A 12,132-nucleotide genomic window follows, 5' to 3' on the forward strand; every position below is an offset into this window, starting at 1 on the left:
AATTAAAATTTCCCTGTTAATGTTTGAATACCGTCCATATTGATACCATCACCCATGATTTCGATTTCAATTTGATTTGATTGTTTCGGCTGACGTTCTTGAGGTGCAAATTGAATTGCCCGTTGATAAGCCTGAAGATCAAAGCCTTGTAGAGCAGGAATATCTGGTACAGTCGGTTTTTCAGGTATAGGTGGTACAGGTATCACCAAGGTATCGGTAATTTTCAACATTCCTGCAGTAAAGCTTAGATCATAGTTTTGATCACTACCGCTCACATCATTGGCATATGTCCCGACCTTTGTTCCATTTGCCCCTGTAGCTGTAATACCTGTCAATACAGATGCAGTTTCACCGCCCACTAAACCATTGACAGTAAAACCAGACACATGTTGTTGCTGACCACTGTACGTCGCTGTTAAATTATTCCCAATCACATGTGCTTTCGCTTTGGCTATATCAGCTTGAGTTTGTAGATTCGTTGAAAGCTCGTAGTTACCTGCATCTGTACCATTTAAAGCACCTGATACATCCACATTCTTATTCGAGCCTGCATTTTTATCTGTAAATTGACCTTGTGCTGTAATATTGACATTGTCACCACTGATTACACCATTCAGACTGCCATTCACAATGGCATTGGTCGTGCCATCGTAGACTTTGTCTTGTGCGCTAATTGAGCCTGAAATTTGCTTTTTGCTAATATTGGCTTGGGTCTGTAGATTCGTTGAAAGATCGTAATTGCCTGCATCTGTACCATTTAAAACACCCGATACATTCACATTCTTATTCGAACCTGCATTTTTATCTGTAAATTGACCTTGTGCTGTGATATTAACGTTATCACCACTAATAACACCGTTCAGACTACCATTCACAATCGCATTGGTCGTGCCATCGTAGACTTTATCTTGAGCTGTAATTGAGCCTGTGATTTGTTTTTTACTGATATTGGCTTGGGTTTGTAGATTCGTTGAAAGCGCGTAGTTGCCTGCATCTGTACCATTTAAAGCACCTGATACATTCACATTCTTATTCAAGCCTGCATTTTTATCGCTAAATTGACCTTGTGCAGAAATGTTGACATTATCACCGTCAATCACACCATTCAGACTGCCACCTACGATTGCATTAGTTGTGCCATCATAAACTTTATCTTGTGCGCTAATTGAGCCTGTGATTTGTTTTTTGGCAATATTAGCTGTGACTTGGCCATTGGTGGTCAATTCATAGTTTCCTGCATCTGTACCGATTAAACTACTCGATGCATTAACCGCTTTATTTTGCCCCGCATTTTTATCAACAAAATGTCCCGTTCCACCAACAGCAACTTGATCACCTGCAATAATGCCTGCTTGATCTAAGTGACCATTCACGATTGCATTAGTCGTACCATCGTAAACTTTGTCTTGTGCTGTTAATACACCTGAAATTTGCTTTTTACTGATATTGGCTTGAGTCTGTAGATTCGTTGAAAGATCGTAGTTGCCTGCATCTGTGCCATTTAAAGCACCTGATACATTGACGTTTTTATTCGAGCCTGCATTTTTATCAATAAATTGACCTTGTGCAGTTAAATCAACTTGATCACCGTCAATCACACCATTCAGACTGCCACCTACGATTGCATTAGTTATGCCATCATAAACTTTATCTTGTGCGTTAATTGAGCCTGAAATTTGCTTTTTACTGATATTGGCTTGAGTTTGCAGATTCGTTGAAAGCTCGTAGTTGCCTGCATCTGTACCATTTAAATCACCCGATACATTCACATTCTTATTTGAACCTGCATTTTTATCTGTAAATTGACCTTGTGCCGTGATATTGACATTGTCACCACTAATTACACCGTTCAGACTACCATCTACAATTGCATTGGTTGTGCCATCATAAACTTTATCTTGAGCCGTCAATACACCTGAAATTTGTTTTTTACTAATATTGGCTGTGACTTGGTCATTGGTGGTCAATTCATAATTACCTGCATCTGTACCAATTAAACTACTAGATACATTGACCTCTTTATTTTGTCCTGCATTTTTATCGACAAAATGTCCCGTTCCACCAACAGCGACTTGATCACCCACAATAATGCCTGCTTGATCTAAGCTACCATTTACAATTGCATTGGTTGAGCCATCGTAAACTTTGTCTTGAGCCGTCAATACACCTGAAATTTGTTTTTTACTGATATTGGCTTGGGTTTGTAGATTCGTTGAAAGATCATAGTTTCCTGCATCTGTACCATTTAAAACACCCGATACATTCACATTCTTATTTGAACCTGCATTTTTATCAGTAAACTGACCTTGTGCAGTTAAATCGACTTGATCACCGCTAATTACACCATTCAAACTACCATTTACGATTGCATTGGCCGTACCATCATAGACTTTGTTTTGTGCCGTCAACACACCTGAAATTTGCTTTTTACTAATATTGGCTTGAGTTTGTAGATTCGTTGAAAGATCGTAGTTGCCTGCATCTGTACCATTTAAAGCACCCGATACATTCACATTTTTATTCGAGCCTGCATTTTTATCGCTAAATTGACCTTGTGCCGTGATATTGACATTATCACCACTAATCACACCGTTCAAACTACCATTTACGATTGCATTGCTCGTACCATCATAAACTTTGTCTTGGGCTGTAATGGAACCTGAAATTTGCTTTTTACTGATATTGGCTTGGGTCTGTACGTTTGTTAAAAGTGCATAATTACCTGCATCTGTACCGTTTAAAGCACCTGATACATTAACGTTTTTATTCGAGCCTGCATTTTTATCGACAAACTGTCCTTGTGCTGTGATATTAACGTTATCACCACTAATCACACCGTTCAGACTACCATTTACAATGGCATTGGTCGTGCCATCGTAGATTTTATCTTGAGCTGTAATTGAGCCTGTGATTTGTTTTTTACTGATATTGGCTTGAGTCTGTACGTTTGTTGAAAGTGCATAATTACCTGCATCTGTACCATTTAAAGCACCTGATACATTGACGTTTTTATTTGAACCTGCATTTTTATCGACAAACTGCCCTTGTGCAGAAATGTTGACATTATCACCACTAATCACACCGTTCAGACTACCATTCACAATCGCATTGGTCGTGCCATCGTAGACTTTATCTTGAGCTGTAATTGAGCCTGTGATTTGTTTTTTACTGATATTGGCTTGGGTTTGTAGATTCGTTGAAAGCGCGTAGTTGCCTGCATCTGTACCATTTAAAGCACCTGATACATTCACATTCTTATTTGAACCTGCATTTTTATCGCTAAATTGACCTTGTGCTGTGATATTAACATTGTCACCATTAATCACACCACTCAGACTACCATTCACAATGGCATTGGTCGTGCCATCGTAGACTTTGTCTTGTGCACTAATTGAACCTGTGATTTGTTTTTTGGCAATATCCAATACGCCATTTTCATACACAATATTATAGTTAGCACTCGACTCTGCACCTGATACTGCATTCTGATATTGGCCTGCATTTTTACCACTTGCAGCCGTATTACCAATATTACCTAAAACACCTTGTTTATCATTACCTTTTAAACCTGAAACAACATACCCACCTTGATTTTGTACTGTTCCATTATAAATCGTATTGAGGTTATCTCCTTTAACAATGACATTGGCCTTGGTGATAGTATATTTACCCCACTTAAACTCGATATCATAATTTTTATCACCATCGTTATTTCTATAGCCTACCGCATGATCATAGACACCCGCATCTTTACGTGTCGCAAGTGCGTTGACACTATTGGCTAAAACACTTTCATTCTCACCATCTACTAAACCTTCGGCCTTGAAACTAGTTACCTGTTGATTAAATCCATTATATTCACGCGTTTCATCTAGAGCAGTGACAGTAATTTTTTTCTTATTAATGATAAACTTACCATCGACATAGACAATGTCATAATTCTGAGTTGACTGATTTTCACCTGTCACTTTATTGTCATAAGTTCCTGCGTCTTTTTTTGTCTCACCTGAAACTAAAATATTGCCCAATAGTGTTTCACTTTCTCCCTTGACCATACCATCAACGGTATAAGTTGGAGTGTTCATAGACTGATTTTGACCATTATAAATTTTGTCCGTTTCACTCGAACCAGTCACAGTGACTTTTGCTTTATTAATGGTTAACGTGCCTTCATTTCCAATAAAGTCGTAGCCTTGTTGATCATCTGAATAGTAGTTCGCTTTATATTCGCCTGCATTTGTTCCACTCACTTGACCTTGGGCTTTATATTTCGACTCATCTAATCCCCAAACATCTGCGAAATGCTGTTTCTTACCATCGTAAGTTGTATTTTTATCTTTGAGTGACAAATCAACAGTAGTTAAGTAATGACGTAACAAGGGTCCTGTATTTCCCTCATAGATTCGCCAAATCGTATCTTTACCGCCTAGTTGACTATCTTCATTGAGGAATGAAAAGTTTTTAGCATATTTCATTTGTTCAGTATTCAGACCTATTGCATCACCTAAACCTTCGCCTACACCTTTCGATGTCGTTTGTTGATGATCGATATTCCAATAGGTTGCAATCAGCGTACCGTCATTTTGACCAACTACACCACCGACTTTGCTTGCTCCCGTCACAGTTCCTGTTGTAAAAGCATTTTTAATATTCGCATTTTGGCTATTAAATCCGACCAAACCACCAACCTGATCGACACCTGTGACATCTCCAGTACTATAAATATCCTGAAGTGTTCCTGTGTTTTGTCCAACTAAACCACCGACTTGCTGTTGTCCACTTACATTCGCAGTGCTATACACTTCATGTACAGTCTGATTGTTACTTCCGAGCAACCCACCTACATGCTTCTGCCCCGCAATCGTACCAGAACTATAGATTTCACTCACTTGCCCTTCGTTTTGACCAATTACACCACCAACAAAATCACGTCCCGTAATGTTGGCATCTTTTATACTGAGATGATTCACTGTGCCCTGATTGATTCCAATTAAACCCACCTGGTCGCTATTTTTTCGGTCTATATAAAGTTCTTTTATCTGATGACCTAAACCATCAATTACACCTGTAAATGCACTGTCTTGATCACCAATAGATTTGAAACCATTACCTTCCGAATCACCCCAACTTTGCGTAGCACTGGCATCAATATCATTACCAATTAGATAATGCCCATCGAGTTGATTATTCACCGCTTGTAATTGTTGAATGGTTTGAATCACACCATAAAAGGCGCCTGTAATATCATCTTTCTTAATGACCTGATTGCTACCATTGTGATTTTGTAAATATGGCGTGGTTTGATCATTGGCATTTCCCCAAACGGTGTCAAAATCAAAACCGATAAACTGATCTGCTTTGAACATATCCTGACTTGCTAGACCATTTTTATTTGCACTGCCCGCACTCGTCGTTTGACCTGTTCGGTCTTTGTCCCAATAACTGTTATTTACAGTGCCTTGGGTATTCTTCGCGACCAAACCACCTTCAGTCTGATCTGTTGCTGTAACTTTACCTAAGGCATAACTGGTATTAATACTCGCAGCAAGATTTTCACCGACTAATCCACCCACAATGTTATTGCCTGTCACTGAACCGACTGCATAACTGTCTTTAATTTCTGAACCGTAATATGAGTTTCCGGCTAAACCTCCGACATTGCTACCCCCTGTAACTTGACCTGTTGCATAACTGCGATCAATCACGGCATTGTTATTATTATCTCCGACGAGTCCACCGACAATTTCATCACCTTTCACTGTCCCAGTGGCATAGGAGTTTTCAATCTGAGCGTTGTCATTTGCACCTGCTAGACCACCTGCATACAGTGAAAAATCTCCACCTGTTACATTTCCTGTCGCATAAGAATCTTGAATTTGACTGCCATCGTAGTTGCCTCCGACCAAACCGCCAATCGTCGCAATTCCTTCCACATTGGCACGGCTAAAGCTATTTTCAATCAAACTATTGTGACTTTGACCAACCAAACCACCAACAAAACTATCACCACGAATGCTACCACTTTGAACACCCACATTTCGAACGATAGCATCTTGGATTGAGCCAAATAGCCCTACACCATAAGCATAGCTTCGATCGATATTGAGATTGGAAACTTTGTGTCCTAAGCCATCAAAACGTCCTGTAAAACTGCCATCCCACTCATTGCCAATTGGGTTAAAACCTTGTTCATCAAAACTCCCCCAATCTTTCGTTATAGTCGCATCAATATCTGCACCTAAAACATAATTTCCAGATAAATCGCCATTGATCCCCTGTAAGTCTGTACCTGATGTTGAGCCTTCATTCCCTAACTGTGTAATGACTGTATAATCAATACGATTGACCGTATCTGTTCCTTTTTGGATACTAAAATTTTGACCTGCATGCAAATTGATTTGAGCATTATTATTTAAATAATAGTTGGCATTTTTTTCACCATTTTGCCCATATAGTAGTTCAACTTTTCCATCTTGATGTTGAGCTGTAATATTGGCATTAATGTTGATATCGTTATGCGCTTTTAGCGTAAGTTTGGTGTCTTTATTCCATGTCACTGCTGCATTGACATGGATATCACCTTTTTCACTTCCTGTATTTTGTGTTTCAAGCTGAACTGAGGTGTTATTCAAATTATTTTGTAAGGTGATCGCCCCAATTCCACTACCCGTTGCTGCCCCTGTGCCTCCATGAATAGTGAAATCAGTTGGATCGATAAGCCATGTACCTGTCTTGGCACCCTCTGCCTTGGTCGACACCTGAGTATCTTGTCCAATATGAACCGTAGAAGCTGAGGTTTCAATAAACCCACCATCCTGCCCATTTTTGCCTTCAGCTTTCAGCACACCATTAATATTGGCTGTACCTTGCTCCATATCCGCGAGAAGGACAATTTCACCTTTGGCATTTTTCGTTAAACGGTTGGCTTCGATAATCCCGCTATGATTAACAACCGCTTTGCTTAAACTGTCTTTGGCTTTCGCAGTTAAATACACAGCGCCATTATTAGCAAGAATAGCGCCTTGGTTGTCGATCAAACCTTGTAAAGTCCCAATATCGACTTGATATTCAGTCAATTGACCATCTTGTAAATGCAAAGTTACCTGATCTGCGGCGGTAAAATGAATCACGCCATTTTTAGATTCAACATTGCCCGTATTGATCACATTCGGTGCAATAAATGCAATCACACCACCATCAGCAATAATGGAACCATGGTTTTCAACTTTACCTGCACCCCCCTGATTTTTTAGGGTGAAGTTACCACTCATAATATCGCCATCGGTTACATTTAATGTAGATGCAACAATCCCCCCGACATTCACCTGAGCCGTTTTTGAAAAAATGACACCGTTCGGATTCAGTAAAAACACCTGACCGTTGGCGTTTAATTTCCCCATAATTTGGCTAGCATTGCTATCCAACACACGGTTTACAGCAATAGAGGATGAATTTGGCTGATGAAAGTTAACCGTAGCATTTTGCCCAATATTGAAATCATTCCATTGAATTCCAACATTTTGACTATTTTGATGAACATTCAGCGTATTATTATTTTGACTAATTTGAGCCGAACCAACAGTTACATTCCCTCCTGTTGGTAGCTGAGTATCGTAAATACCTGCCCATATCGATAATGGTAATAAAGCTAAACTTAATAATGATAGTCGAGCAAAATCAAACCAATTTTTTTGTATTTCTACAGCTTTGACTTGAGATGAAGATTGACTGTTTTTTGACTGCCCTTTACTTTGTTCAGAAGTAACTTGAGAGCAATTTTGACGCTTATTCCATACCGTCTTATAAACCTTATTCATTTAGAGCCTACCTTCAAATTTAATTTTAACGCTGAATATCTATTTCTGTTTTATTTTTAATCAAAAATGCATTCATAAATAAAATTATGCGACCTTAATATCATTTTCAATAAAAAATAATAATAGATTGTTATTAATAAAGTAAAAAATTCAACAATAAAGAAAGATACAGTGTTTTAATTAATATACATATACATAATAATATAATTCGATTAATTATAATGATAATTTTCAAAACAATATTAAAAAACATATATTATAAAAAATAAATATTAAAATATTTCATATATTTAATAGGATACAGTTAAAACAAAAATATAAAATATTGATTATTTTATATTTTAAAAATAAAAACAACAACAATATCACACATTATAAAAAATCAATTATCTACATTTAAATAATAATTAATATATTATTCAAGCAACAAACAAATAATATAATGGATATATTATTTATCAAAAAAATCATCAATTGGGTCAATATTAGTATGAGAGCCTCAACAAAACACTCGATTAACACATTATCACTCTGTATATCGGCAATATTATTATCTGCTTGTGGAGAAAGCTCACAAGAGACAATAGAAAATACCAATGCAGAATTAGCATCTACTGGTACACCTATGCAGGCACGTATGTTGGCCACTAATTCTGCATATCCAGAACCAACGAAAGATATGTTCGTTTCTGGAACGCTTGGTTTTTATGATCAAGACCTACAAGGCAATGAACGAATCATTCGTAATGACTTAGCAGGTAGTTTTTCTGCGATGATTCAGTTTGCTCAAAACCATACAGTCGATCCAAATGGCAACGAAGCAAAACAAATGCCTCGCTTGACCAGTGAAAAAGATGCCTTGTTATTGGTGACACCCACCGCAGCGATGGGAGATATTCAGCAACTAAATGCAGAAATTTATCTCAATAGCCGTCTGATTCGTCGTATAACATTACAAGAGCCATCACAGATTCCACTTTCAGATCAAAGTAATAATGACAACCGAGCACGTGTTGAATACTCAAAAAAAGCATGGACTGCAGCTTTAAATTGGGATGAAGTAAAGCCAGGATTAAACATTCGGATTGTCGATCCAAATTCACGTATGAATGGTCGTCTAGCAGCAACGGCTATTGATTTTGCTGGACCTGGGGAGTTGGTCGTTCAATCCATACGTTTAGGCATGTTGACTGATCCACCGAATGGTCAGTACTATTTTCTCAATCAGCCTGCACAAGCAGGAACAGACTACCTACAAACCATTCCAGCCGCACAAATTACAGTCAGCAAATATGATGACATGGTGCTGAACAAAGTCATGGTAGCAAATGGTAAAATTTACGATACCTTCAGTGAAACGGATGGAGATGTCTATAGTGGGGATATGCGTGAAAACACCGCCAAATCCACCTTTAGTACGGGGATTAATCTCGCCAATTGGGGAGTCACTAGTGCAGGCATGGTCAGTCAACAGCAGCCTCAACTGACTCAAAGTGTAGTGATCCATCATGCTCGTGGTCGCTATCAAAATGGCCTTGCCAATCATGGGCTCAGTGGAGGCAATGGTATTCTGACGCTCATAGACTCTATTGGAAATGAGTTCAGTCATGAAATTGGCCACCATTATGGACTAGGGCATTATCCAGGACAAAATGGCGATAATTATTTTTGGGCGAGTCATCATGCTGACAGTGGTTGGGGCTATATTGCCTATCGTAATCGTATGCGAGGCAATCTCAACTGGAATGTCACTAATCTAGAAAACCGTTTAAATGGAACACCTTTGTTCCAAAATAAATATATTTATTCAACTGATGCAATGTCTGGTGGAAACTATTCAAGCTCATTATCGAGCTATACCCACTATACAGGCTACAGTACTTTCCGCAGTATCCAACCTGCGTTTAATCGAGCCGTTTGGGATGCCTCTTCCCCTACAGGTTATAAACAATGGAATAGTACTACACGACAAATGGACATTGTTCAGCCAAAAGTTCCTACTTCCAATCAGGTCTGGTATAACAGTGCGAATGGAAATTATTTAAAACCAGCCCAGTTTGGTGTGCCTGTATTTACAATTTTAGGCGGATATGATCCCGTTAATAATACAGGTTTGCTCTATCCAGCAGCCCGTGGTAACTGGGGCAACGTCTTTGCTTTACCTCAAGTCGATACAAATACGAATAATGCAAATTGTTGGGCACATGTTACATATACCAACAAAGCTCCACAGAATATTGCGTTAGCACCAATACGTATGGGAAGCAATGCTAACAAATTGCATATCAACCTTGCTCAGAGTGATCTGCCTAGACAAGTCGATTTATATTGTAAAAAAGAAAATGAGCAAGCGATTCAGCTTTCTCACATCGATATCCCTGATTATGCAACGCCACTACCATCTGCTGTAATTATAGGTAAGGCACAGGGCTTTTCAGCAATCCGTCAGCTTGAATTACCTGAACTTGATCAGGCTTTACAAAATAATCAAAACAAAAGCATTGCCACTTTAACGCCGAATCAAAAAGTTTTATATGATGCCTATAAAACTTATACAGGCGAGTTCTCTAGTAAAGCACTGACTGAACTAAAACGTTATGAAGAACAGCAAAATTTATTATATCGTTTAAATCGCTGGATCAATGTCTACCGTACTGATTTAACGAATAACGTAAGCGCCGCCAATATCGCTTTGAAAAACTTTGTCAGTGCACTTGGTTTAAGTAGCAGTAATCCTATGACCGGAGCAACTATGTTAATCATGCCTAATATGAATGCTGCATGCATGAAAACTGAAATATCAGCAACAACTGGGTTACCTGAAATCTTTGTCAGTGGTAAAAATGGCTGTGATGGTAGTGCCTCAACGTTATGGATCCATGATGCAATAGGTAAAATTCACAGTGTTCAATATCCTGAATATTGTTTATCAGGAGCATCTTTAGCTCAATGTAACAACAATACAAGTAGCCAAGTTTGGGAAACACCTGTTACAGGCTCTACTCAGCAATTTAGACAAAATAACAGCTGTCTTGATTTGAGTGGTGGTTGGACACCAACACCAGAAGGTCGTGGTAAATTAATTACTTATGGCTGTGGTAGTGGTAATAACCAAAAATGGACTATTACTCAGAAAAGTCAAAACTTTATTCTTGCTGCAGCCACGGGGCAAAATCTTCCTCTTTTAAACAATGCATTGAATTCTCAATAAAGTTATTTTATTTGTTTCGAATAAGAAGATTATTATCTTCTTATTCGAGTATTTTTATCTAAAAATAAGCAAAGACAATCCCTTTCAAAATATCAGCTATTAGGTGTGGAAAATGTATTAGAGCATTACAGTCAGATATTCTTGTTGGGAAACAAACAAATCTAGAGCGTAAGAATCCCTTCAGATTTATGTTTTTTTTCAAAAGAAATATTCTAACTTTGATAAATTTCCAGAAAAATCTCTGTATGGAATACTGAAACCTTCGTTAATTAAATATCAATACAACAACTATGAAACCTAGAATATACGGAATACAATTTGGAAACCCATCGATCCGTTTCACTGTAGATTCAAAGGCATACTAAAAAGTCCAATAATATGCATGCTAGCCAAAATTTGATGTGGGTTATTATGTGGAACAAAACACAGGAAAGAAAAAATCCATTGTAAATACAATTGCTTAATTTAATATTTAGCGGAAGAAGTGACAATCAAACTAAGTTAATAAGATATTGTCTTTATTTAATTATAGATTATTAACATTTAATCCTTACTGCTATTTTTACGACTTTAAATCAACCTTAAATTTTACAAATACAATCAATTTTTCTTGGCTTAAAGTCAGATCATCATTGATTAGACTCAGAATCAAACAGCGTAGAGCTTTTAAATATTCACCTTCTAGAATCACCCATGTGAAAGTCTGCTGTTAATTCATTACACATCAATGCGAAAACAGCGACACTGAATAAGCTTACAAAATTAGGCAGACCTCACGTCCAAGTTGTCACTTAAATTTGAGTAATTTGAATAAAATTGAATGTTTAAATGTTTTTGCAATAAGGCTCTAATGAACCAAAAAACTTTTCTCTTAATTCAACCACTTCACCAATAATGGTTAAAGTTGGTGCTTGTATTTGATGTTCTGCAACTTTAGATGCAATATCCGCCAAAGTTCCAACCACAACTTTCTGCTCAGGTGTTGTACCTTTGGAAATAAGTGCAACAGGCATGTTCGGACGTTGACCATGCTCAATCAATTTCTGACAGATTTTTTCTAATCCCACCAAACCCATATAAAGCACTAAAGTTTGATGCTCATAG

The 12,132-nt window shown here is 37.8% G+C and carries 3 protein-coding genes; 1 reads left to right on the forward strand and 2 read right to left on the reverse strand.

Annotated elements, in window-relative coordinates; genetic code table 11:
- Nucleotides 1-2 precede the first annotated feature (2 nt).
- A complete protein-coding gene (locus B9T35_RS16760; RefSeq protein WP_086192265.1) occupies nt 3-7,817 on the reverse strand; it encodes a YDG domain-containing protein in 7,815 nt (2,604 codons plus the stop codon).
- 490 nt (nt 7,818-8,307) lie between these two features.
- On the opposite strand from B9T35_RS16760, the gene B9T35_RS16765 reads away from it, so the two are divergent.
- A complete protein-coding gene (locus tag B9T35_RS16765; RefSeq protein WP_086192266.1) occupies nt 8,308-11,028 on the forward strand; it encodes a M66 family metalloprotease in 2,721 nt (906 codons plus the stop codon).
- 824 nt (nt 11,029-11,852) lie between these two features.
- Here B9T35_RS16765 and B9T35_RS16770 read toward each other — a convergent pair.
- On the reverse strand, nt 11,853-12,132 hold a 280-nt coding region (locus B9T35_RS16770), incomplete at its 5' end, for a uroporphyrinogen-III C-methyltransferase (protein ID WP_228147186.1).

The organism is Acinetobacter sp. ANC 3832, assembly GCF_002135415.1.
Taxonomy (GTDB): Bacteria; Pseudomonadota; Gammaproteobacteria; order Pseudomonadales; family Moraxellaceae; genus Acinetobacter.